Consider the following 24898-nt stretch of genomic DNA (forward strand, 5'->3'; position numbering starts at 1 on the left):
CATTGGAAAGGTATTTAGTCTATAAAAAACAGTGTTTTATTATCCATTTTCTGATGTGATAATTTATGAGTCTCATTGAGAAAGAATGAGAGAAGAGAGAGCTAAAGTTATCCACAGATCATGGGGTATTACACCCCATATCTTAAGCTTGACCTGTAACATAAGCCGCCCATTTATCCATATAGATACGGCGCTGTTCTAAATAATCAGTCCGACGATAAGCACGCTCTACTTGCCCCCCGACCGTATGAGCTAGAATGGTTTCAGCAACCTCATAGGGGGCATCGGTTGTTTCAGCAAGCCAATTGCGTAAACTAGAGCGAAAACCATGGGGGCAAGCTTCAAGTCCAATTTTTTTCATATATTTTGACATAACCATAGGTGAAATAGGAGTTCGACTAGAAAAAGAAAAGATGAAATTACTTTTAGAGATACAACGGGCTTGTTCAATTATTTTTAGTGCTTCTGTTGATAGAGGCACGCGAAATTCTGTTGTAGCATCACGCTTTCCTTTCATACTCTCAGCAGGAATAGTCCATATATCCCCATCAATCTGATTTTCACGCATATAACGTAAAGGGTGAGAGCGAACGCCTGTAAGGATAAGCAAGCGCAAAGCCAGTTGTGTTAGGGTTGTTGTTTGGCAAAGTGCTTTATAAAAAGCAGGAACATCTTTCCAATCCATTGCAGGTAAGTTTTGGACTTTATGGCGTTGTTTACCTAAAAGAGCGCGTGCTTTTTCTGTTGCTTGTAAATCAACATCCAACCCTAATGCAGCCGCATGTTTGAGACAAAGATTGAGACGGATAAGAGCTCTACGAGCTGTTCCAGCTTTTGTATGCCATATGGGAGCAAGAACATTGCGTATTTCTGTTTGGGTAATCTCAGAAACCGGTAAACAGCCTAATTTAGGGAGAATATGAAGGCGTAATGGTAAAAACCAATGTCCGTCTTTACCATCTCCTTTTAATTCAGCTTTCCGACTTTCAAAAGCATCCACGGCAATATCTTTTAAGTAATGAAGATTGCTTATTGCCTCACGCTTTTGTTTCTCACGTTCTTTAATGGGGTCACGCCCTTCACGAAGAATAGAGCGCCACCCATTTGCCAATTCACGGGCTTGTTTTAAAGAGACATCTCTTAAAGCCCCCAAGCCCATTTCGCGGCGCCGCCCGTGAATGGTATAACGATAAATCCATTGAGCACCTCCATCTTTACGCTTATGAAGAAGCAAGCCGGCACCATCATTATATTTGCCAGCCCCCAATGTTGCGACAGATCTTGCATTAAGACGGTTCATAAGGACCATTTTTACTCCTTTCTTATACAAATTTTATCCACACATTCATCCCGCTTTTGACGTGCAAGGGAATGATTTTAATTGATGCAAGATAAACAGATTTGAAATGAGAGAATCTTACGTTATTCGAGACTCTCATTCAACATACAAAACAGTGAATTATTATTATAAATCAATATGTTGTGCAAGAACAGAAGGATTTTAATACAAAGCGTTATGATCTTAATTAAAAGTTAGATGATTTAGCGAAAGAAAAATAGAGTTGGTATATAGAGTGCATAAAGCAAGAAAATATCTGCTCTCTTGGAATGTTTATAAATTGGGATTCAGCTTTTCAGTTATTCTAAAACTGAAAATGATGAAGAGCTTTAGTCCATTAATTGTTTCAACAACATCGTAAGTAATTTTACCTTTTCGATTTGCATAAAAAGATACATAAAGAAAATATTCAAATTTTCCAAGCAGTTTTTAAGTTTCATGCATTACAATACGTATCACTAAAGCATTATTCTTTAAAAGAAGAAGTATAAATATAAAAAAATTAAAGTTAATAATATCTATAGAATAATATAAGATTTTACTTTAATTATATTGCAATATTGATTCATTTATATAGTTTTATCCCATCTCATTATACTCAGGTATTTTATGGATCAATTTCATAAAATCCTAATGCTATAGAAGGCGGGAAGCTGTATATGAGTGCATAAAAATTCAACTAGCAGTTTGTAGCTTTTTCTCTAAATTTGACTTTTCTCTTTATATTGAAGTAAGAAGCATAAAGAGAGGGTGTCATTTCATTGGTTAAATTTAATACACTTGATTGAAATTATATTTAGTATTCCTGTTGTTGGGGGTATTATAAGAGCGCGTTGAAAGGATTAACTTAATCATGTCGCATAAAAGTATATATTCTATTGTTTCTGGAATAGTTGGAACTATTGCCCTTTTTTTTACAATTCACACTTCTGCAGAGGCGCAAACTTTATCTCAAGGTTGGTATAAGGTTTGCAGTAAGCAGCATGATGTTGATGTTTGTAATACAATGAACACTGTTGTCTCAAATACGGGGCAGCCTTTGACGGCTTTTAATCTTGTGGAAATAAAAGGGAAACAAAATGAAAAACGCATAGGTATTCAGGTACCTACAGGTCGTTTTTTGCCAGAAGGTGTTCTCATTCAAATAGGAGATAACTTCTCTAAAAAAGTTCCTTATATTATTTGTAATGGGCCTAGTTGTATTGCCAACGATGTCTTAGATGATAAACTTATTACTGCTATGAAAAGTGGTTCAAAAATGGTTGTAACAACAATTAATTTTCGCGGTTCAGCTAATCCTATTGAATTTTCTCTTAATGGATTCACAGCAGCGTACACAGGTCCTGGTATGGAGGAAAAAGATTTTCAACAAGAGCAAATAAAATTGCAACAAGCTATTCAATCAAAGCAAAAAGAGATTGAAGATCGTATGCGCGCTGAGCAAGAGAAAGCGAAACAAAACTAATCAGCATACGACATAGGCAAGTATTTTTTGAATCTTTTCTGCTATGTCTACTTCTTGAAACCGCCGGAAAATATTTACGGCGGTTTTTTTTATATTTAATTTTTAGAAAGATTTCTACGTTTCCACCAACCAATGCGCTCACTTTTTGGAGAATCATCAGGCGTTGATGATATAACGACAAGAGAATCGCTTTTTTCTTCAACTTTTGAGAGAGCTGATTCGAAAGATTCCTCACTTACAGTTTTTTGTTCTAAGGTTTCTTTTGTTGTTAACTCTTTAGAGAGTGATTTTTTACGTGTTCGTTTTTTGCTGTTTTCAGGTGTTGCTTCCACTACCTCATGCGCAGTTTTATCTGCTTTTTTTGTTTTAACCTTATGTTTTGGAGCAGTTATAGATTTTTCTTCTAAAGATTCTGCGACTATTGCATTTTGATTGTTTTCAATATCTTGCTGATTTTGCACTGTTTCTGAAGAACGTGCTTTACGTTTTTTAGGTTTACTAACCGTATCAACTTTTACAGTTTCATTTTGTTGTGTATCGTTTTTTTCTTCTTCCAACGGAACAGATTTCGAAGCTGGAATACGGCGTTTGCGATAGGCTGTTTTAATCTCTTCTAAGGCTTGTTTAGCAAAGTCTCCTACTGGTTCTGCGTAAGGAACACGAAGTTGATAAAAATTATTATCCTGATTACGACGCCCACCTCGACGTCCTCTACGACGTCCCCGACGACGAGAATCATCACTTAGTGTATCGTCTTTTTTCTGAACAGTAGAAAGAGGATTGTCATTAATTTCACTTTGACTATTTTTACGCCGATGTTTTTGGTTTGTTTCAACAACTGTTCCCTCTTCGACAGAAGGATTATCTATGAAGCTTTTGTCTTCGGCTTTTTTGTTATTGCCACTTTCAAAGACCAATGGGGATTGAGAAACTGATTCTGCTATTGTACCCTTAGAAATAATAAGATGTTGCGTTCCAATGCTATCATCTGCTTCAATACTAATATTAAGTTTAAAGCGCGTTTCCAAATTAACGAGGATATTGCGTTTATGATTTAATACATAAAGTGCTGTTGTTACGGGTGTGCGTACAGTAATATTATGTTGCGGATTGTGAAGAAGATATTCTTCAATCGAGCGCATAACATGTAAAGCAATTGATGATTCAGAACGAACATTCCCTGTTCCAGCACAATGTGGGCATGGTTGTGTTGTACTTTCTAAAACGGATACACGAATACGTTGACGACTCATTTCCAAAAGACCAAAGTGTGAAATGTGACCAACTTGAATACGAGCACGATCACTTTTTAAGCAGTCTTTCAATTTTTTTTCGACCAGCCTTACATTACGTTCTTCAAGCATGTCGATAAAATCAATCACAATCAAACCAGCAAGATCACGTAAACGTAATTGACGTGCTATTTCTTCTGCAGCTTCCAGGTTAGTTTGTAATGCTGTTTTTTCAACAGAAAGTTCTTTGGTAGAGCGACCAGAATTTACATCAATAGCAACAAGGGCTTCTGTTTGATTAATAACAAGATAACCACCAGATTTCAAAGAAACCTGTGGGTGCAACATTTTATCAAGTTGAATTTCAATATTATTACGTGTAAAAATAGGAACAGGATCGCGATAAGGTTGCACAACTTTTGCATGGCTTGGCATGAGCATCCGCATGAAGTCTTTTGCTTCACGATATCCTTGATCACCAGAGACAAGAATTTCATTGATATTTTTGTTATAAAGATCTCGTATAGAACGCTTTATGAGATTACTTTCTTCATGAACAAGGCAAGGTGCCGTAGATTTGAGTGTAAAAGTGCGAATAGTATCCCATAATCGAGTGAGATATTCATAATCGCGTTTAATCTCAGCTTTTGTTCTATTTGCTCCAGCAGTTCGCAGAATAACACCCATGCCCTTAGGGACAGCTAACTCTTTTACAATATCTTTAAGTCGTTTGCGATCTTGTACATTGGTGATTTTTCGTGAAATACCACCACCACGTGCTGTGTTGGGCATGAGAACAGAATAACGACCTGCTAGGGATAAATATGTTGTGAGTGCTGCACCTTTATTGCCACGTTCTTCTTTGATGACTTGCACTAATAAAATCTGACGTCGTTTAATCACTTCTTGAATTTTATATTGACGTCCTTGTTTTCGTTGATAGGTAGGGAGTTCTTCACGCACATCTTCTGCGCCAACCATTTCGATATCATCATGAATAATACTTGCACTAAATGCTTCTTCCGTATCATCAATGGTTATCGCTTCAGATATCATGTTATCATTTTCAACATCAGTTGCTATGACATGAATACGCTCATCCTTTTTTGTTTTTCTGGAGCGTTTTTTATTCTTTTTTGTTTCTTCAGTAGGAACATCTGCATAATTGTCTCCTACAGCGGCTTTTTCCTCTTCTTCAAGAAGAGCCAGACGATCAGCCATAGGAATTTGATAATAATCAGGATGAATCTCAGAAAATGTTAAAAAACCATGGCGATTACCACCATATTCGACAAAAGCCGCTTGGAGCGATGGCTCTACACGTGTAATACGTGCAAGATAAATATTCCCCTTAAGCTGCTTTTTATGTTCTGATTCAAAATCAAGTTCCTCAATTTTGTTGCCGTGAACAACAACAACACGTGTTTCCTCCGGATGGGAGGCATCTATAAGCATTTTGTTTGACATAAGTTAAAATCCTGAAGGCGACATGCGCAACTTTATTCAAACGAATAGTATGTCTATTCGCAAATGTGAGGGGCTGTCTGCCATAAAAGGGAGATACCGGTAAAACAGAATGGAGCACTCCATGTAGATTCATGACTGCATTTACAGCAATTCTCATCATCATTTCCATCTGTTTTGTATGACTCATATTTTTGTAAGTCTCCGGTAAAACAATCTTTAAAATAGTCCGGATCTCCGAACCAGCGAATCTAAATAACGCAATCCTAGCTTTTTGTGACACAAAGAATTTTCATCCATAAAAAGCCTGAATGTATAAAAATGGTAACAAATTCTCTAAAAACAACTTAGTATGGACTACAGATAATTTAAATGGTTACTATCGACTAGGACGCCGTAAATGTCCTTTTATGTTGATATCATGATTTTGGCAAGTAACAATATAAGTACGTATCATTATAACGCCTTTATTGCCTTAATTTAATTTTTAGGAGTGTTTAAAGTTGAGAGATTTAGCATTTATTGAAAAAGTTGGAATAAATCTGATACATCACTTTTAGAGCGTTGAGATCAATTATTACTAATATAATATTTTATAAGAGTATTTCATTTATGATAAGAGGTTTTTCTATTAAAAAGCCAAAAGCAGCCTATCAGGATACTATTTTACTCCTTTTGTGTTATTTATTATTTTTTTTATTTCAAACAAATATCCAAGCAGCAAATACTTTAAAACTTGTTGATTTGCGAACTATTGGGGATAGTACACGCACACGTATTATTGCAGTTTTTAATGCTGAGCCAAATGTTCGTTTACAGACTTTGGATAAGCCTACCCGTTTGATTATCAATTTACCTACCGTTGATTTTTCCGCACAAAGTACATCTTTAAAAAAACAGAATAAATTATCAAGCATGTTATCAGATATTCGTTATGGTTTTTCTGATATACGGACTTCACGTATTATTTTGACGAGTAAAATTGCTTTTGTTGTTGAAAAACAGACAGTTCAAAAATTAGAGAATGGTTTATGGCAACTTCTGATTGATATTCGTAAAACAACACGAGCAGAGTTTAATGAACTATTTGAAAAACAAGAAAAAAATAAGATTGATACAAAAATACAACGAATGCTAACACGTAATTTTCGTGTTGTTCTTGATCCTGGTCACGGTGGAATTGATGGTGGTGCGCGAGGGATTAGTGGAATTTTAGAAAAAGATGTAACACTTGCCTTTGCTCGTGTTCTGCGAGATGAGTTAAAAAAAGATTCTCATATCACCGTTGCTTTGACGCGCGATTCCAATGTCTTTTTAAGATTGAGTGAAAGAGTTAAAAAAGCGCAAGAATTTGATGCTGATCTTTTTATATCTATTCATGCCGATACCATTAATTTACATTCCCTTCGTGGTGCTACAGTCTATACCATATCAGACAAGGCATCTGATGCAATTGCAAAATCCTTAGCTGAAAATGAAAATAAAGTTGATCTTCTAGATGGTTTGCCGGCAGATGAATCGCTTGAAGTTACAGATATTTTGCTTGATCTTACCCGACGTGAAACGCATGCATTTTCGGTGAATTTTGCCAATAGTGTTGTTTCAAATTTATCAAAAAGTAATATCAATCTGATAAATAATCCTCATCGATATGCTGATTTTCAAGTCTTAAGGGCTTCAGATATACCCTCTGTTTTGATAGAAATTGGTTACTTATCTAATAAAGAAGATGAAGAATTATTAAACAATCCCCAGTGGAGAAAACAAATGGCTATCTCAATTGCTCATTCTATTCGCCAATTTGCTGAATATAGGCAGAAAATTATGCAGCCTCTTTAAATTTATAAGAAAATAAAGTATCAATATCAGGTTTTGATAAAGTTTAGTATAAACAATATAAAGATAAAAACAGTTTTTTCGTTGATCTTCAATCTCGCGGTGATATTCGCGTAGTATGAGTAGGATAACATATTTTTCTTTAATCAATTCTAAAGAAAGCGATAGCCGTTTTGATGATGATTTTTTTGAGATATCTTCTGAGTTTTTTTATGACTCTTGGTTTTGTTCGAGTAATGATACAGGATGTGGTAGCAAAAGAGCAGACGAGCCCACTTCCTGATTACGAAGTTCTTTCGCTTTATGAACCACCTGTAATGACTCGTGTTCATGCTGCTGATGGGAGCCTTATGGCAGAGTTTGCAACAAAACATCGCCTTTATTTACCAATTCAGTCAATACCAAAGATTCTTAAAGATGCTTTTATTTCTGCTGAGGACAAAAATTTTTATCATCATTTCGGTTTAGATCCTGAAGGGCTTTCTAGAGCTTTAATCAACAATATCCGTAATATTGGTTCTGGAAAACGTCCAGAAGGAGCATCAACCATTACACAACAAGTCGCTAAAAACTTCCTTTTAAATTCAGAGGCAACATTAGAGCGTAAGTTAAAGGAAGCTATTCTGGCGATGCGTATTGAGAAAACTTATTCAAAAGACCATATTCTTGAGCTTTATCTCAACGAGATTTATCTTGGTCGTGGTACTTATGGTATCGCAGCTGCTTCGTTGACTTATTTCAATAAGGCCGTCAATAACTTAACGCTAGAAGAATGTGCTTATTTGGCGGCTCTTCCAAAAGGTCCAGGAAATTATGACCCATTCAAAAATACACAGCGCGCTATTAATCGACGCAATTGGGTTATAGATCGAATGGTTACAAACGGGTATGTCACGCGTGAGCAAGGAGAAAAGGCGAAAGCAAAGCCCTTAGGAGCAAGATTACGCGGTGATGATCGTTATGTTTTTGCTGCCGACTATTTTACTGAAGAGGTGCGTCGTCGTTTAATGCATCGTTACGGTTCTAAAACACTTTATGAGGGTGGGCTTTCGATACGTACAACACTTGATCCACATTTACAACTTCTTGCTCGGAAAGCTTTACACAATGGATTAATTAAATTTGATCATTCACAAGGGTGGCGTGGAGCTTATGGGCATATTGATAAGAAAGATGATTGGGGAAGAGAGCTTGCCAATATTGCGGGGTTAAGTGATGTTCCTGAGTGGCGTTTAGCTGTTGTTCTTTCTGCTAATGCTAATAAAATAGAGATTGGTTTGCAGCCACAGCGAGAAGCCTCAGGTTTATTATCAAAAAAGCGAGAAATGGCTGTTTTGTCTGAAAATGATTCAAGGTGGGCATTAAATGTTGTGAAAGAAAATGGCCAACGAAGAGCTGTTCATAATTTAGCGCAAGTTCTGCAGGTTGGTGATATTATTTTTGTTGAAAAAGTATCAAATACAAATAACACTTATCGTTTACAACAAATTCCAAAGGTTGAAGGTGCCATTGTTGCGATGGAACCTGAGACAGGACGTGTTCTTGCAATGGTGGGAGGGTTTTCTTTTTCAGCATCTGAATTTAATCGCGCGACACAAGCTTATCGTCAACCTGGTTCTGCTTTCAAACCTTTTGTGTATGCAGCGGCACTCGATAATGGATACACACCAGCATCCGTTGTTTTAGATGGTCCTATTGAAATTCGCCAATATAATGGTGAGATTTGGCAGCCTAAAAATTATGGTGGTACATATGCTGGCCCTTCAACACTGCGGTATGGCATTGAACATTCCCGCAATCTTATGACCATACGCCTTGCCTATGATATGGGAATGCCTCTTGTTTCTGAATATGCTGAGCGTTTTGGTATTGTCGATAAATTGCAACCTTATCTCCCCATGGCCTTAGGAGCTGGGGAGACAACAGTTTTACGAATGGTGACAGCTTATTCAGTGATAGCTAATGGGGGGCGCTCTATTCATCCTTCTCTCATAGATAGAATTCAGGATCGTTATGGAAAAACCATTTATCGACATGATGATCGTCTTTGCGAAAATTGTAATGTTTTCTCATGGGATAATCAAAGTGAACCAAAATTAATTGATGAAAGAGATCAAGTTCTTGATCCTATGACGGCTTATCAAATTACATCAATGATGGAGGGGGTTGTTCAACGCGGTACAGCGGCACGTTTACGTTATCTCAATCGGCATATTGCTGCTAAAACAGGAACCACCAATGATTCTAAAGATGTATGGTTTATGGGTTTTACTCCTGATCTTGTCGTTGGTGTTTTTGTTGGTTACGATCAACCAGCACCTTTAGGATACAATGGAACAGGCAGTTCATTGGCCGCGCCTATTTTTGGTGAATTTATGGAAGGCGCTCTGAAAGGAAAACCAAATGTACCATTTAAAATGCCAGAGGGTATGATTTTAATGCCAATTAATCGTAAAACGGGCATGCTTGCTGAGAGAGGAGAGCAAGATGTTATTATAGAAGCATTTAAGCCAGGAACTGGTCCTGCTGATATCTATCAAGTCATTGGTGGTACAAATTCTTTTCAAGAAGGTGTTCCAGCAATGACCACTTCTCCACAGGTTAATAAAGCTCTTGAAAGCGGTACAGGTGGGCTATATTAATCAAAAAACTCTCTTTTGATATAACTGATGAATGGAATAAACGCATTTTTATCTGTTTTATTGCAGAATCTACAGCAAAAAGATTGATGAGATTATGCCATGCTCTTACAATGATCATTGATTTGTATAAATCCAATGAAGCGTAACAAGAAAGAGTCTTAAAAATAAGAACGACGGTGTGAAATTATGCGAGCAGAAATAGAAACATTAGTTGATGAAATCCAACAAGCAATTAAGTTGCTAAGGGGGCATCTTTGACTGGGATCAATCACTAAAACGTCTCGAATATCTCAATCAAAAAGCAGAAGACCCAACACTTTGGGATAATGCGCAACAAGCACAGGAAATGATGCGTGAGCGTCAGCGTCTTGATGGTTCAATTCATGGTATTCGATCATTTACCAAAACGCTTGAAGAGTGCATTGAGTTAATCGCAATGGGCGAAGAAGAAAATGATAGAGAAATTATCATTGATGCAGAAAATACAATACGTAATCTTAAAGATGAAATAGAAAAAAAGCAAATTGATGTGCTTCTTTCAGGAGAAGCAGACCAGAATGACACTTATCTAGAAGTGCACGCAGGGGCAGGAGGCACGGAAAGCCAAGATTGGGCTTCTATGTTATTGCGTATGTATATGCGTTGGGCAGAACAGCATAACATGAAGGTTGAAATATTAGAAATTCATGATGGGGAAGAAGCCGGCATAAAATCAGCAACTCTTCTTGTCAAAGGACATAACGCATATGGTATGTTAAAAACAGAATCAGGTGTTCACCGTTTGGTACGTATTTCGCCGTTTGATTCCAATGCAAAACGCCATACCTCTTTCGCAAGCATTTGGGTTTATCCAGTCATTGATGATAATATTGAAGTTGATGTTTCAGAGGCAGATGTTCGTATTGATACATATCGTGCCTCAGGGGCAGGAGGCCAGCATGTCAATACGACAGATTCTGCAGTCCGCATCACACATATAAAAACAGGTATTGTTGTTCAATGTCAAACGGAACGCTCTCAGCATAAAAACAGAGCAACTGCGTGGTCTATGTTACGTGCAAGACTTTATGAAGAAGAGCTCAAAAAGAGAGAAGAAGAAACAAGCGCTGTTGAAGCTTCTAAAACAGAAATCGGATGGGGACATCAAATTAGATCTTATGTTCTTCAACCCTATCAGCTTGTAAAAGATTTACGCACAGGTGTTGAAAACACTGATCCACAATCCGTACTCAATGGCAATTTAGATGCATTCATAGAGGCAGCACTCGCTCGACGCATTTACGGAAAATCTCAAGAAATTAAAGATATTGACTAACTGGAAACATGATTATCCAAAATTTTGAGGGTTATTGCGTAGTCTGTTAATTTCATCCGAAATTGCTAGATTTAATAAACCCAGCAATTGGAATAATTTTACACTTTATAGATTCTTGAATAATAATACCTACAAATTATTTTCATGTAAAAGCATAGCAGCCGCTAACACCTTATCAGCATGTCCAGATACACTCACTTTGCGCCATTCTTCTACTATTTTTCCAGTTGTATCAATCAGAAAAGTGCTTCGTTCAACACCCATATATTTGCGTCCATACATGCTTTTTTCAACCCAAACACCGTAAGCTTCAAGTGTGGTTTTTTCTTCATCGGAAACGAGGATGATATCGAGGGCGTGTTTTGTTTTAAATTTATCATGTTTTTTAATATTATCTGGAGAGATGCCAATAATAACGGTTCCTATTTCATTAAACTTTGTTTTTAATCGTGTAAAATCAATTGCTTCACTCGTGCAGCCACTCGTATCATCTTTTGGATAAAAATATAAAACAACGCGTTGCCCTTGTAGGTCAGAAAGACGTATTCTTCCCCCCCCGTCACGTGGTAAATCGAAATCGGGAGCAAAAGTGTCTTTCATTGATTTTGTCATTTTATATCTTTCTTTTTTGTCTAACAACTACAAGTTATAAGAATACATACAAGAAGGAATGATTCAACTTTTTAAAATATCATTTTTAAAATTGAAGAAAAGAAATCAATGTGAACGGCATGAGAAAAAGAGTATAAAAATAAGAAAGAAACTATATCGGTTTTATTAAAACATGTTTTTTCTTACCAAAGGAAAGTTTAATAATTCCATCGGAAATAATATCTTCCTCAAGAATAAGACGTGTTTCATCTTCAATGATTTGATCATTAATACGTACACCTCCACCTTGAATATGACGGCGCGCCTCACTGTTAGATTTTGCAAGTTCTGCTTGTACTAACAGATTAAGTAGTCCAATACCCATTTTTAATTCTGTGGCATGAATTTCAATAGTGGGAAGATTTCTCCCAAGTGTTTTTTCTTCAAAGGTTTTTCGAGCAGTTTCGGCTGCAGCATCTGCAAGACTGCGTCCATGCAACATTGCAGTAATTTCTGTTGCAAGGATTTTTTTTGCTTCATTAATTTCATTTCCTTGTAATGCAGCAAGTTTGACAATCTCATCCATTGGCAATGCGGTATAAAGCTTTAAAAACCGTACAACATCGGAATCTTCGGTATTACGCCAATATTGCCAAAATTGATAAGGTGAAAGCATTTCTGCGTTAAGCCATACAGCACCATTCAATGACTTACCCATTTTTGCACCGGAAGATGTTGTGAGTAATGGTGAAGTTAATGCATATAACTGTGCTGTTCCTAAGCGATGTCCTAATTCAATTCCATTAACAATGTTGCCCCATTGATCAGAACCACCCATTTGCATACGCAGTCCATAACGCCTATAAAGCTCAACAAAGTCATAGGCTTGCAGGATCATATAATTAAACTCTAAGAATGATAAAGAATGTTCACGCTCAAGTCTCAGTTTGACAGAATCAAATGATAACATACGGTTGACAGAAAAATGTTTTCCTACATCACGCAAAAATTTTAAGTAATTCAGATTGCATAACCATTCAGCATTATTAACAATGCATGCATCAGTTTCTTGATCACCAAATGTTAAATAATGAGCGAAGACCTTTTTAAGACTAGCAATATTTGTCGTAATATCGTCTTGTGTTAGAAGGCGTCGCGCTTCATCTTTGAAGGAAGGATCACCAATCAATCCTGTTCCTCCCCCCATCAAGACAATGGGGCGGTGACCAGTTTTTTGTAACCAATAAAGCATCATAATTTGCAGAAGACTTCCAGCATGCAGGCTCGATGCTGTCGGGTCAAATCCAATATAAGCGCTTACAACTTCTTTTAAAAAAAGGTCATCTAAGCCTTTTTCATCTGAAATTTGGTGGATAAAACCACGTTCGTGCATAATGTGTAAAAAATCAGATTTAAAGGCAGTCACAGATTTATTCCCTAATTAAAATTGCATATTTATATTATGGCTTGCTAGCGTGTGCTCTCTCTAGCATAAACAATGCATATCTCACAAGGGAACGAAAAACATTGGAAGCAAAAAAATACAAGTACTATTTACTTGTCTATTTCAGCGAAATAGTACCTTTTTCCTTAAAGAAAATGATCCTTCTTTAAATCCTTGAGTATAGATAAATAATAGAAAGCAAGAACCCGTGCAAAAAAATCTCTTCTGCTACAGGAGTCCTTTTTCACTTTTTATATATTCTCATTTTTAGGTAAGTGAAAGTACTTCAGGCGGAGGAGTAAGGAATTCACCTGTGATATGATTGTCTAAATATTGTGCACATCGTTCAATAAGCTCTTGATGATATCCACTAAAAAAGTGATTAGCACCCTCCAAGATTTCCTGGGTAATAGTGATGCCTTTTTGTGTCTTGAGCTTATCTACAAGTATTTGAACATCTTTGGGAGGAGCAACTTTATCGATAGCACCGTGAATGATAAGCCCAGAGGAGGGGCAAGGGGCAAGAAATGAAAAATCATAAACGTTTGGTTGAGGAGCAACGGATATAAAGCCCTCAATTTCTGGTCGGCGCATTAAAAGCTGCATACCAATCCAAGCACCAAATGAATATCCAGCTACCCAGCAATTTTTAGAATCAGGATGCTGTGTTTGCACCCAATCGAGAGCAGCGGCAGCATCTGAAAGCTCTCCTATTCCATAATCAAATTCACCTTGGCTACGACCAATACCACGAAAATTAAAACGTAATGTCGTAAAGCCACGTTGTTGAAACATATAGAAGAGATCATAAACAATTTTATTGTTCATTGTGCCACCAAATTGAGGATGAGGATGCAAAATAATCGCAATTGGTGCATTTCTTTGTTGAGAAGGCTGATAACGCCCTTCAAGCCGACCTGCGGGACCATTAAAAATAACTTCTGGCATTAAATGCTCCTTACCTACTATAAGCCTTCATTGACCTTGATCGACTTTTACCATAGAATCTCTTAAGTAATTATTAGATATTCTTTTTTGAGTGCATTTTTCAAGAAAATTGCACTATTTTTTTAAATCAATTCATCAGTTAAATGATTGCGATATAAAATGGTTATCAAACGCCGATATTTTGATTATAACGCGACCACACCACTCAAAAAAACAGCACGGGTGGCATTACTGGCATCTTTAGAGCTCTTTGGTAATCCCTCATCCGTTCATGCAGAAGGGCGCGCTGCGAAAGCTTTATTACAAAAAGCACGTCGACAAGTCGCTGAAAGTCTCAATACCAGTCCAGATCACGTGGTATTTACATCCGGCGCGAGTGAAGCTGCAATGACTTTATTAACACCCTTTTATAATATGGGAAGATCTAAAATTCGATTTTCTCATCTTTACATTGGAGCAACAGAACATCCATCTGTTGCTGAAGGAGGACGGTTTTCTCAAGAATTCATCAGTACAGTTACTGTTGATCAAGATGGGATTATTCAACAAGATAAATTAGTCTTTCTCTTAAAAAATCACGATAAAACAACAGGACTTCCCCTTGTCGCTATTCAAGCTGCAAATGGTGAAACAGGTGTTCTTCAGCCAATAAAAGAAATCGCTACGATTGTTCGGGATTTTGGAGGAATTCTGATTGTTGATTTAACGCAATATGTAGACAAAAATTTTGTTGATATTCATCAGATGGGAGGAGATTTTTTTATACTGTCAGCACATAAAATTGGTGGTCCTAAAGGGGTTGGTGCTTTTGTTTCATCTGGAAACCTTTTGATGCCAACCCCTCTTATTGTAGGGGGAGGACAAGAAAAAGGTTTACGTGGAGGGACAGAAGCATTGCCACTAATAGCCGCTTTTGGAGAAGCAATTGCTGATTGTTACACAAAAGAAGAGATAAAACAGTTAATAGATTTACGCAGTAAATTAGAAGATGGAATACAGAAAATATGTTATGATATTGAAATTTTTGGCAAAAGAGTTCAGCGTTTGCCAAACACAACGTATTTCACTGTGCCTGATATAAAAGCTGAAACAATGCAAATTGCTTTTGATTTAGCAGGATTCTCTGTATCAGCAGGATCTGCTTGTTCTTCGGGAAAAGTAAAACAAAGCAGAGTCTTGGAGGCAATGGGGTATCATGTGCCAAATGGCGCAATTCGTACTTCAATAGGGCGGAGCTCAACTTCTCAAGATATTGATGATTTTCTATTGTTTTTTTCTCAAATTATCAGTAATAGAGAAGGATAGGATTTGTCATTGAACTGTAAAAATTAGAATTATTTTAAATAAAAAGCTTGATTAAAATCTTCCCACTTTGCATATAGCCTTAAAGAATGAAGTGCTCATTTTAATTCTGTAAAACACAAGGCTTTTAGTCACCGGTTCTTGATACCAAAAATGGAGAAAGTTTATGCCGGCAGTACAAGAAACAATACGTCAAGTACGCGAAATAGATGTTGATCAATATAAATATGGCTTTGAAACCAATATTGAGATGGACAAAGCTCCAAAAGGTTTAAATGAAGACATTATCAGATTTATTTCTGCTAAAAAGCATGAACCTGAATGGATGCTGACATGGCGTTTACAAGCTTTCCATCGTTGGTCAGCAATGCAAGAACCTAATTGGGCACGCATCAAATATCCTCCAATTGATTTTCAAGAGCTTTATTATTACGCTGCTCCTAAAAATCATACAGGACCAAAATCTTTGGATGAAGTCGATCCTGAATTGTTGGCAACCTATGAAAAGCTTGGCATTCCTCTTAAAGAACAAGAAATTTTAGCAGGAGTAAGAAAACAGTCTGATCCATCTAATTTTGATGAGAGTATTTATGCATCAGGGCAGGTCGCTGTTGATGCGGTTTTCGATTCTGTTTCTGTTGTGACAACATTTAAAAAAGAGCTTGCACGTGCGGGTGTTATTTTTTGCTCTATTTCAGAGGCAATTATCGAGCATTCTGCTCTGATTAAAAAATATTTAGGAACCGTTGTGCCTGTTGGTGATAATTATTATGCGGCCTTGAATGCAGCTGTTTTTACAGATGGTTCATTTGTTTATATTCCCAAAGGCGTCCGTTGTCCTATGGAGCTTTCAACCTATTTTAGGATTAATGAACGCAATACAGGTCAATTTGAGCGAACATTAATTATTGCCGATGAAAATGCCTATGTTTCTTATCTTGAGGGGTGTACGGCCCCCCAACGAGATGAAAATCAACTGCATGCCGCTGTTGTTGAGCTTATTGCACTGGAAAATGCAGAAATTAAGTATTCTACAGTACAAAATTGGTATCCCGGCGATAAAGAAGGGAAGGGTGGTATTTATAATTTTGTCACAAAGCGCGGAGATTGTCGGGGCGATTATTCTAAAATTTCATGGACACAAGTCGAAACTGGTTCTGCGATTACTTGGAAATATCCATCTTGTTTGCTACGTGGTAATAACGCACGTGGAGAATTTTACTCTATTGCTGTTGCAAACGGTTATCAACAAATCGATTCCGGTACAAAAATGATCCACTTAGGTAAAAACACCTCCAGTCGTATTGTTTCTAAAGGCATTTCTGCTGGTTTTTCAAATAACACTTATCGGGGGCAAGTAACAGCACATCGAAAAGCACAAAATGCACGTAATTTTACGCAATGTGATAGTCTGTTAATTGGCAACGATTGTGGTGCTCATACAGTACCTTATATTGAAGCAAAAAATGCGACAGCGCAATTTGAACATGAAGCGACAACATCAAAAATTTCTGATGATCAACTTTTCTATGTGATGCAACGTGGCATTCCTGAAGAAGAAGCTATCGCGTTAATTGTGAATGGTTTTGTAAAAGAAGTTATTCAAAAACTTCCCATGGAATTTGCTGTTGAAGCACAAAAACTCATTGGTATCAGCCTTGAAGGTAGTGTGGGATAATTGGTTAGGTAAAGAGCGTATTTGGCCTAAAAGAGCCAGAACAGGATTTCATTATGCTAGAGATAAAAAATTTGCGTGCTCGTATTGTTGGAACCGATACAGAAGTTATTCGTGGTTTGAACTTGACCGTTCAAGATGGTGAAGTTGCTGCTATCATGGGACAAAATGGAGCTGGAAAATCAACTTTGTCTTATTTACTTGCTGGCCGTGATGATTACGAAGTGATAGAAGGGGATATTCTTTATAATGGACAATCACTTTTAGAAATGGATCCAGCAGAGCGTGCAACTTATGGTGTTTTTCTTGCCTTTCAATATCCCATGGAAATACCTGGAGTGGCAACGATGGAATTTTTAAAAGTTGCGATAAATTCTCAACGTAAAGCACGTGGTGATGAAGAACTTAAAATTCCTGAATTTATAAAATATGTTAAAGAAGCTTCTTCAAAACTTGATATAGATATGAACATGCTAAAACGCCCATTAAATGTAGGTTTTTCAGGGGGAGAGAAAAAACGTGCTGAAATTTTACAAATGGCACTTCTTGAACCTAAGCTTTGCATTTTAGATGAAACAGATTCTGGTTTAGATATTGATGCGCTAAAAATTGTTGCAGATGGTGTTAATAAACTTCGGGATTCAAAGCGTTCATTTTTAGTCATTACCCATTACCAACGTCTACTGAATTATATTATTCCTGATACGGTACATGTTCTTTATAAAGGACGTATTATTAAAAGCGGAGATAAATCATTAGCGCTTTATTTAGAACAAAATGGATATGCTGATCTTATTAATGAAGCAGCTTGAGGTTATTGTAGTATGAGCGCACAGCAAGAGTTGTTAGCGGTTGAGAAAGATATACTCAATCATTTCAATCAATGTATAAGCAATTTACCTGGTGATGAAATTGTGCGTGCAGTTCGCGAAAGAGCTATTGAACTGTTTAAAACCACACGTCTTCCTTCACGTAAAATTGAAAGTTGGCATTATACTAATCTGCGTACATTATTGAAGTCTGTTAGTGATTTTGCACCAACAAATGCTAATGAACAATGCATTAACGCATTGCTTTCAGAAAGCGCTGTTTTTTCTATTGAAAATGGAAAAACATCTACACAGTCAAATGTAGCAAATCTTATAATCAAACGGCTCGCAGATACCTTAGAAGAAAATAATGATGTAAAAATAGATCAAATCATTTCTGATGAAGACTTTATTGGACAATTAAATACAGCTTTCGTTACAGATGGTTGGCTTTTTTACATTCCTGAAAATACAAAATTAACTGTTCCTATTGAATTACAAAATATTCAAATGGGAGGACAATCTCATATTTTTTCAGACATAAAAATTAATAAAAACAGTCAAGCTGTGTTTGTTGAACGTCAGATTGGCAATGATAAAGAGAGTTTTGTCAGTTCAATATTTTCGTTACATGTTGCTGCTTTTAGTGATGTAACATGGATTCTTATTCGCGATCGTGGTTTTAATTCTACACAATTTGGCCGATTTCGTGCTATTCTTGATCAAGGAGCAAAATTATCACTTTATGTAATTAATATAGGCAGTCAACTTAATCGTCAGGAAATTGATGTTGAGTTACAAGGGGAAGATTCTGACTTTCAATTACGCGTCATAAATTTATTATCAGGAGCGACGCATAGTGATCTTACAATGACTGTTCGCCACGTTGAAGAAAAATCAACTTCAACAGAAATTATACGTAATGTAGTTACGGACAAAGCGGTTGGCGTTTTTCAAGGCATAATACGTGTTGCTCAAAAAGCTCAAAAAACCGATGCACGTATGGCCTGTAACAGCCTGATTTTGTCAGATGATGCAGAATTTAATGCAAAGCCTGAACTTGAGATTTTTGCTGATGATGTTGCATGTGGTCACGGTGCAACAGTTGCCAATATTAATCATGATTATCTTTTTTATCTTATGGCGCGCGGTATTCCTTTTAAAACAGCTCGTGCGCTTCTGATAAAAGGGTTTATCTTCGAGCTCATTGAGGACATCAAACAAGATAATATTCAAACTGTTTTGCAGAATATTATTGGCGAATGGTTAGAAAAAAATGTTTAAGGCAAAATAATGGAAAGTGATGTACCAACATTGAGTTATAATGTAGAAGAAATTCGCCGTGATTTTCCTATTTTACAATGTAGTATTTATGGTAAACGGTTAGCTTATCTTGACAGTGGAGCCTCTTCTCAAAAACCACAATCTGTGCTTGATGCGATGGATAATTTTTATCGATGTCGTTATGCAAATGTGCATCGAGGAATGCATTTTTTATCGAATGCAGCAACACAATGTTATGAAGATGCTCGTGAAAAAGTTCGCGCTTTTTTAAATGCAAAAACAGCAAAGGAAATTGTTTTTACGAAAAGCGCGACGGAAGCTATTAATACTGTTGCTTATGGTTGGGGGATGTCTCAATTAAATGAAGGTGATGAAATTGTTCTTACCATTATGGAACATCACTCCAATATTATTCCGTGGCATTTTATTCGTGAACAGAAAGGTATTAAGCTCGTCTTTGTGCCCGTTGATGAGAATGGTGTTCTTCATATTGAAGATTTTCAAAAAGCTTTAAATGATAGAACAAAACTTGTTGCTATTACGCATATGTCTAATGTATTGGGGGCTGTTCCTTCTGTTAAGGAAGTTATTAAGCTATCACATCAAAATGCCATTCCTGTTCTTATTGATGGTTCTCAAGGAGCTGTACATTTAACCGTTGATGTGCAAAATCTTGATTGTGATTGGTATGTCTTTACGGGTCATAAACTTTATGGTCCTACAGGTATCGGTGTGCTTTACGGCAAAGAATTAAGGTTAGAGGAAATGCGTCCTTTTCAAGGGGGAGGGGAAATGATTGAGGATGTAACCATTGATAAGGTGCTTTATAATGCTCCTCCTCATCGCTTTGAAGCCGGTACTCCTCCCATAGCTGAAGCTGTTGGATTAGCTGCTGCTATTGATTACATGCAGAAAAAAGACAGAAATGCTATTCATACTCATGAAGCAGAACTTTTATCCTATGCACATGAAAGGCTTGAAACAGTTAAATCGCTGCGTATTTACGGACATTCTCCTCATAAAGGTGCTATTATAGCTTTTGAAATGCAAGGAATCCATGCCCATGATATCGCTATGTTTGTTGACAGGCAAGGTGTTGCTATCCGTGCAGGAACGCATTGTGCACAACCTTTATTACATCATTTTGGTTTAACATCTGTTTGCCGTGCATCATTGGCCATGTATAGTAATCACGAAGACATTGACCAATTAGTGGAAGCATTAGAAAAAGCAAGGACATTTTTTAATGGCTAAAACAATTGAAGAGCATCATTCTACAGAAGCTGTTGAAGATGTAAGAAAAAATGACAAGTCTTACATATCAGCAATTTCGGCAGATGAAATTGAGCGTATGACGGATGATATTATTGCTGCTCTAAAAACAGTTTATGATCCGGAAATCCCTGCTGATATTTATGAGCTGGGATTAATTTATCGTATTGATATTGAAGATGATCGTTTAGTAAAAATTGAAATGACCCTCACAGCACCAGGGTGCCCTGTTGCCGGTGAAATGCCAGGTTGGGTAGAAAATGCAGTAAGTGCCGTTGAAGGTGTTTCGCATGTTGAAGTGACAATGACATTTGATCCACCATGGACACCTGATTGTATGTCAGAAGAAGCACAAATTGCTGTCGGATGGTACTAAATACTGTTAGGAGAATTTAACTCAACGTATTTATAAATGCGCTTAGTGATTTTTTGCACGCATTTAAATTTAAGGACATCAAATAGGTTATAATAAACAAAAGTGAGCACTTACTTGGATGGGAAAAGAAAGGCACCCAAAACGAGACTCTCGTATTTTATTGCAAGATCTTGAAAAATCTTATCATGCTTTGTATTAAATTTCTGTGAGTAATATTTTTGATAATAAACTCATTTTTGGTGATAAATTACCTGCCCACAAAGTGTCTTAACAAGAATATATAGGGAAGGTAAAATGTATTTATATCACTTCACCTTATCATAAATGCATTTAACATTATAAAGATAGTTTAGAACGTTTCATATGGCCAAGCCTTATGTGGGGTAGTCTAGAATTACTCCATCATTAAATAAGCAGCATTTCAATGATTTTGTCATACAACGCATTATGCTGTCAAGCATGGTGGAAAACCATGGTAGATAACTTTCCTTTTCAAGAAATAAAACGCAAAATTTTTTCAATTTACAAATGATAGGTTAATCTAATATTTGAGTCTATTTTTACTTCTTATGCTATTATTTTTAAGCACTATAAAAGTTTAAAATCAAAAAATGATTAATTTTGACTGAGTATAATAAAAAAATTCACTTTATAAGAAGGCAATTATACGAGCTTTCTATTTTTGAATGAGAAACTCGCAATCTATTCTAATTTTTGTGAAATTACAGTTTTTTCTCTATCTAGATTTATACATAAAATTCGAACACTTTTTCTGTATTTCATTTGAGAACTTAAGAGATAAAAATAACAGCTTAAAAAAGCCGAACTATTTATGACTCTTTCTCTTGTAAAATTGAAACGCAATGGAATAAATATATTAGAAGATAAAATAGATAATTTCACGTATGACTCTGGATTTAACAAATACTACTTTTAATTTTTTAAAACAAAACCCGAAAAAAAGGTTTACCGCTCGCGAAATCGCTCAATGGATATTCGAAAATTACCCAGAAGATTGTCGTAAAAAAACAAAAGCGTCATCCCGAAATTAAAACCACGGAAGGATGTCCGTGGCAATATTGTTTCACACGATCAACAGATAGTACTGAAATTGATGAAATAGAGAGCATTACAGGTTCTAAGACAGATGATAGCGTTAAAGAACATGATCTTTATCCATTATTATCTAAATTTTTATGGTCAGAGCTTGAAGTTTATGGCAAACGGATTAACAAAAAACATTCTCATAATACTCATGGTTCTGGTGGGAATAAATGGCTTTATCCAGATCTTGTGGGAATACAAGATTTAAGTAAAGAATGGCATCGTGAAATAAAGATTGTGTTCTCCAATATTTTGATAAAAAAACAAAACTTTGGTCTTTTGAAGTAAAAATTCTCATCAATCGCTCAAATGTACGACAAGTATTTTTTCAAATGGTTAGCAATTCTTCATGGGCTAATTTTAGTTATTTAGTCGCTAGTGAGATATCAGGTGTCGATATGTTAAAAGAACTTCGGATGCTTTCAAGTTTGCATGGAATTGGATTTATAAGACTTGATAGAGAAAATTTTTCCGAAAGCCAAATTATGTTTCCTGCACAAGAGCGTAATGAAATTAATTTTGATATCGCTAATAGATTGCTAAGGGAAAACAAATACTTATTTAATTATATTAAACTTATTCGTCAATTTTATCAAACTGGTGAGATACGCCAGTCCGATTGGATCATTTCTCATAAGAATATAATTCTAGGTTTTTATCATTCTCAAATTTTTTAATTTATTTCTCATGACTCTTAACCATTCATTATGAGCTATAAAGTTTCTCGTTATATTTTGAAAATGCATTTGTTAAGCTCCTTAAAAGGAGCCTTTTTATTTGCTATGTATATTGTTTTTTAGAGCAACAAAAACAGCCTCTAAAAAGAACAGCTTGTAGCTTCACGAGCAAAAATATTTTATTTGCATCGGCAGATTAATTGAAACCTTTTAAGATTACTCATATATCAAAAATAGAAACAAACTTTAAATAGTTTGTAAGAGGCTTATTTTTCAATAATACCACATGCTAAACGTGGACCACCTCCACCAAGCGGTAATGGATGATCTGATTGGTTATCTCCTCCCAAATGAATTATTAATGAATGCCCTTTAATTTCTGAGAGCTTTTTAATTCGTGGGGCAAGAACGCTCATTGTTGATTGCCCTTTATCATCAACATAAAGTGCTGGTAAATCTCCTAAGTGGCCATTAATATTATAAGGGCCAAGATGTTTATCAGTATGTCTAGGGTCATAGTGTCCACCTGCAGCACCACCAATCACACCATCTTTCATATCACATGAAGGGTTTTTATGGAGATGAAAACCGTGCAAACCTTCTGATAGGTTAGACAAATTTGGTGTGAAAATTAAACCATGGCTATTTTCTTCAATTTCAATTATACCAATAGTTTTTTTTACGTCATTCTTTTCTAGCTCATAAATCTTTACTTGTATAGATTTCGCTAATGCAGCAGAATGATAAGCAAAAAGCACTAGGGAGGATAAGAGAAGGAGTTTTTTATTCATACAGCACCTTTTATACTTTTTTACATATTAATAATTATTATATTAAATATAAAAGCACAGCTATACTTGATAAATATAATATATCTCTTGTATATAAATGTTTTTAAATAACAATATTATACTTTTAAAGCATAAATAATGAAAAATTTTTCTAATCACAAAATGTTTTTTATGCGTCTCTAAGTAACTTTCAAATGATTACTCCTAATTTATCAAAATAATGCAGCTTTTATAGATTGATAACTATATTCCACCTGCATTTCTTCAAGAGGTGTTTCTAAAAAAACAAACTGTTAAAGATATTGTAAGAAATCAAGTAGGGAATTTTTTAAATAATTTCACTAGTTACATATTCATAATATGGTACAGATTTCGTAAAAATACGCTTGTGAAAGTCGTAAGAGAAAAACTATTGTGCTCTGTGTAAATATCCCATAAAAGCATAAAATACACCGACAAAAATACCTATTATTGATCCTATTAATGCACCGATTGTCATTCCGATGGAAAGTGCTATAGCTATCCCCATTGTAATAATTGGACCAAATCCTGGCAGAGCAATATAACCATAAGTTGCAAGGATTACCGCGACTGCTCCTGATAAACTACCATTTAAACTTCCTATAAGAGTAGGCTCTTTGAGAAAACTCCAAATCTTCTTTAAAAAATTTCTCTCACGACGATAAGAACCAATATTACTATAAGTTTTAAAATGAAACATATTTTTTTCTTTTATTTTGAATGCTGACTGTTCCAGAATAATCAACTGATATGAGAAAAAGGCCCTTTTTAAATTCTACTAAAGCACGCCAAATACCTGTATCATCTAGACGCAATCGTTTAATATTTGTGAAACCATTTTGTATGAGGCAATTTTTAATTTGCGAAGTAGTAAATGAATTTTGTCCTGATTTAGTAATATCTTTTGTGAAGCTATATGCAGAAGCTTTACAATAGGGGACATAAAAAACCTTACTTATTGAAGCAGTAACTATAGATGAGAGGCATATAATCATTATAAAAAAAATGCCTGATTTTAAAATTTTACTCAATCTCATCTTATTACCATCTGTTGAAACAATACTTCATTAACCTTTGTATTGCCAACAGGTTCCAATAACTATTTTATTTTCAATGAAAAGAAGACTTTTAAAAATTTACTTTAATTAACAAAAATCATTTTTCTTTTTTATTTTTTATGAGAGGAGAGGCAATTTATTGAAATATTTTATTTCTATGGAAGCCCTTATATCATACTTATGCGTTGTTATATTTTGCCTATTGTTTTTCATAAGTAAATATAACTTTTGATATTTGTATAAGCTACCTACA

19 protein-coding genes are annotated in these 24898 nt (G+C 35.7%); 11 read left to right on the forward strand and 8 right to left on the reverse strand.

The genetic code is table 11. The annotated features are described in order from the left end of the window. Positions 1-142: 142 nt before the first annotated feature. Positions 143-1309, reverse strand: coding sequence for a tyrosine-type recombinase/integrase (locus ABD917_RS05325; RefSeq protein WP_345119075.1), 1167 nt, complete (start codon positions 1307-1309; stop codon positions 143-145). 883 nt (positions 1310-2192) lie between these two features. On the opposite strand from ABD917_RS05325, the gene ABD917_RS05330 reads away from it, so the two are divergent. Then, a complete protein-coding gene (locus ABD917_RS05330) occupies positions 2193-2804 on the forward strand; it encodes an invasion associated locus B family protein (protein ID WP_345119076.1) in 612 nt (203 codons plus the stop codon). 95 nt (positions 2805-2899) lie between these two features. Here ABD917_RS05330 and ABD917_RS05335 read toward each other — a convergent pair whose 3' ends face one another. Continuing rightward, entirely contained in the window at positions 2900-5503 is a 2604-nt protein-coding gene (locus ABD917_RS05335) for a ribonuclease E/G (protein WP_345119077.1), read from the reverse strand. Between the two features lie 609 nt (positions 5504-6112). On the opposite strand from ABD917_RS05335, the gene ABD917_RS05340 reads away from it, so the two are divergent. From ABD917_RS05340 to prfB, 3 genes are all read left to right on the forward strand, one after another. After that, positions 6113-7339: an N-acetylmuramoyl-L-alanine amidase gene (locus ABD917_RS05340; RefSeq protein ID WP_345119078.1), complete on the forward strand. Its 1227-nt coding sequence runs from the start codon at positions 6113-6115 to the stop codon at positions 7337-7339. A gap of 173 nt (positions 7340-7512) precedes the next feature. Continuing rightward, on the forward strand, positions 7513-9978 hold the full coding sequence (locus ABD917_RS05345) for a penicillin-binding protein 1A (protein ID WP_425548550.1): 2466 nt from the start codon (positions 7513-7515) through the stop codon (positions 9976-9978). Positions 9979-10164: 186 nt separating this feature from the next. Then, a protein-coding gene (gene prfB / locus ABD917_RS05350; protein ID WP_345119079.1) for a peptide chain release factor 2 occupies positions 10165-11293 on the forward strand; the annotation gives its coding sequence in 2 pieces (ribosomal slippage) (positions 10165-10233 and positions 10235-11293; 1128 coding nt in all). Between the two features lie 129 nt (positions 11294-11422). Here prfB and ABD917_RS05355 read toward each other — a convergent pair. The 3 genes from ABD917_RS05355 to ABD917_RS05365 form a co-directional block, all read right to left on the reverse strand. Then, on the reverse strand, positions 11423-11905 hold the full coding sequence (locus ABD917_RS05355; protein ID WP_345119080.1) for a peroxiredoxin: 483 nt from the start codon (positions 11903-11905) through the stop codon (positions 11423-11425). Positions 11906-12056: 151 nt separating this feature from the next. After that, a complete protein-coding gene (tyrS, locus tag ABD917_RS05360) occupies positions 12057-13310 on the reverse strand; it encodes a tyrosine--tRNA ligase (RefSeq protein WP_345119081.1) in 1254 nt (417 codons plus the stop codon). 285 nt (positions 13311-13595) lie between these two features. After that, positions 13596-14276 carry an alpha/beta hydrolase gene (locus ABD917_RS05365; protein ID WP_345119083.1) on the reverse strand — a complete coding sequence of 227 codons (681 nt, stop codon included), beginning with the start codon at positions 14274-14276 and terminating at the stop codon, positions 13596-13598. A gap of 159 nt (positions 14277-14435) precedes the next feature. Between ABD917_RS05365 and ABD917_RS05370 the strand changes: the two genes are divergently transcribed. The 7 genes from ABD917_RS05370 to ABD917_RS05400 all read left to right on the forward strand — a co-directional run bounded on the left by ABD917_RS05370 (position 14436) and on the right by ABD917_RS05400 (position 22775). Next, positions 14436-15581, forward strand: a complete 1146-nt coding sequence (locus ABD917_RS05370; RefSeq protein ID WP_345119084.1) for a cysteine desulfurase family protein — start codon at positions 14436-14438, stop codon at positions 15579-15581. Positions 15582-15744: 163 nt separating this feature from the next. Beyond that, a complete protein-coding gene (sufB, locus tag ABD917_RS05375; protein WP_345119085.1) occupies positions 15745-17256 on the forward strand; it encodes a Fe-S cluster assembly protein SufB in 1512 nt (503 codons plus the stop codon). A gap of 53 nt (positions 17257-17309) precedes the next feature. Further along, the gene (gene sufC / locus ABD917_RS05380; RefSeq protein ID WP_345119086.1) at positions 17310-18065 is read left to right on the forward strand and encodes a Fe-S cluster assembly ATPase SufC; all 756 of its coding nucleotides are present in this window, start codon (positions 17310-17312) and stop codon (positions 18063-18065) included. A 12-nt stretch (positions 18066-18077) separates the two neighbouring features. Then, positions 18078-19346, forward strand: coding sequence for a Fe-S cluster assembly protein SufD (gene sufD, locus ABD917_RS05385; protein ID WP_345119087.1), 1269 nt, complete (start codon positions 18078-18080; stop codon positions 19344-19346). Positions 19347-19355: 9 nt separating this feature from the next. Next, positions 19356-20600 carry a cysteine desulfurase gene (locus tag ABD917_RS05390; protein WP_345119088.1) on the forward strand — a complete coding sequence of 415 codons (1245 nt, stop codon included), beginning with the start codon at positions 19356-19358 and terminating at the stop codon, positions 20598-20600. Then, positions 20593-20994 carry an SUF system Fe-S cluster assembly protein gene (locus tag ABD917_RS05395; RefSeq protein WP_345119089.1) on the forward strand — a complete coding sequence of 134 codons (402 nt, stop codon included), beginning with the start codon at positions 20593-20595 and terminating at the stop codon, positions 20992-20994. The genes ABD917_RS05390 and ABD917_RS05395 overlap by 8 nt, the downstream gene beginning before the upstream one ends. Positions 20995-22430: 1436 nt before the next feature. Next, entirely contained in the window at positions 22431-22775 is a 345-nt protein-coding gene (locus ABD917_RS05400; protein WP_345119090.1) for a hypothetical protein, read from the forward strand. 266 nt (positions 22776-23041) lie between these two features. Here the strand turns inward: ABD917_RS05400 and sodC are convergent, their stop codons facing one another. The 3 genes from sodC to ABD917_RS05415 form a co-directional block, all read right to left on the reverse strand. Beyond that, positions 23042-23566 carry a superoxide dismutase [Cu-Zn] SodC gene (gene sodC / locus ABD917_RS05405; RefSeq protein ID WP_345119091.1) on the reverse strand — a complete coding sequence of 175 codons (525 nt, stop codon included), beginning with the start codon at positions 23564-23566 and terminating at the stop codon, positions 23042-23044. A gap of 409 nt (positions 23567-23975) precedes the next feature. Then, on the reverse strand, positions 23976-24302 hold the full coding sequence (locus ABD917_RS05410) for a hypothetical protein (protein ID WP_345119141.1): 327 nt from the start codon (positions 24300-24302) through the stop codon (positions 23976-23978). Next, entirely contained in the window at positions 24274-24624 is a 351-nt protein-coding gene (locus tag ABD917_RS05415) for a hypothetical protein (protein WP_345119093.1), read from the reverse strand. The genes ABD917_RS05410 and ABD917_RS05415 overlap by 29 nt, the downstream gene beginning before the upstream one ends. Positions 24625-24898: the final 274 nt, after the last annotated feature.

The organism is Bartonella pachyuromydis (assembly GCF_039543065.1).
GTDB lineage: Bacteria > Pseudomonadota > Alphaproteobacteria > Rhizobiales > Rhizobiaceae > Bartonella > Bartonella pachyuromydis.

Excerpts from the sequence above, each read along its gene's own strand:
- ABD917_RS05340 (WP_345119078.1), top strand. The coding sequence starts at position 6,113 with ATGATAAGAGGTTTTTCTATTAAAAAGCCAAAAGCAGCCTATCAGGAT.
- ABD917_RS05415 (WP_345119093.1), bottom strand. The coding sequence starts at position 24,624 with ATGAGATTGAGTAAAATTTTAAAATCAGGCATTTTTTTTATAATGATT.
- ABD917_RS05395 (WP_345119089.1), top strand. The coding sequence starts at position 20,593 with ATGGCTAAAACAATTGAAGAGCATCATTCTACAGAAGCTGTTGAAGAT.
- ABD917_RS05325 (WP_345119075.1), bottom strand. The coding sequence starts at position 1,309 with ATGGTCCTTATGAACCGTCTTAATGCAAGATCTGTCGCAACATTGGGG.
- ABD917_RS05345 (WP_425548550.1), top strand. The coding sequence starts at position 7,513 with ATGATGATTTTTTTGAGATATCTTCTGAGTTTTTTTATGACTCTTGGT.
- sufD (WP_345119087.1), top strand. The coding sequence starts at position 18,078 with ATGAGCGCACAGCAAGAGTTGTTAGCGGTTGAGAAAGATATACTCAAT.
- ABD917_RS05330 (WP_345119076.1), top strand. The coding sequence starts at position 2,193 with ATGTCGCATAAAAGTATATATTCTATTGTTTCTGGAATAGTTGGAACT.
- ABD917_RS05400 (WP_345119090.1), top strand. The coding sequence starts at position 22,431 with ATGGTTAGCAATTCTTCATGGGCTAATTTTAGTTATTTAGTCGCTAGT.
- ABD917_RS05335 (WP_345119077.1), bottom strand. The coding sequence starts at position 5,503 with ATGTCAAACAAAATGCTTATAGATGCCTCCCATCCGGAGGAAACACGT.
- sufC (WP_345119086.1), top strand. The coding sequence starts at position 17,310 with ATGCTAGAGATAAAAAATTTGCGTGCTCGTATTGTTGGAACCGATACA.
- sufB (WP_345119085.1), top strand. The coding sequence starts at position 15,745 with ATGCCGGCAGTACAAGAAACAATACGTCAAGTACGCGAAATAGATGTT.
- ABD917_RS05365 (WP_345119083.1), bottom strand. The coding sequence starts at position 14,276 with ATGCCAGAAGTTATTTTTAATGGTCCCGCAGGTCGGCTTGAAGGGCGT.
- ABD917_RS05370 (WP_345119084.1), top strand. The coding sequence starts at position 14,436 with ATGGTTATCAAACGCCGATATTTTGATTATAACGCGACCACACCACTC.
- ABD917_RS05355 (WP_345119080.1), bottom strand. The coding sequence starts at position 11,905 with ATGACAAAATCAATGAAAGACACTTTTGCTCCCGATTTCGATTTACCA.
- ABD917_RS05390 (WP_345119088.1), top strand. The coding sequence starts at position 19,356 with ATGGAAAGTGATGTACCAACATTGAGTTATAATGTAGAAGAAATTCGC.
- sodC (WP_345119091.1), bottom strand. The coding sequence starts at position 23,566 with ATGAATAAAAAACTCCTTCTCTTATCCTCCCTAGTGCTTTTTGCTTAT.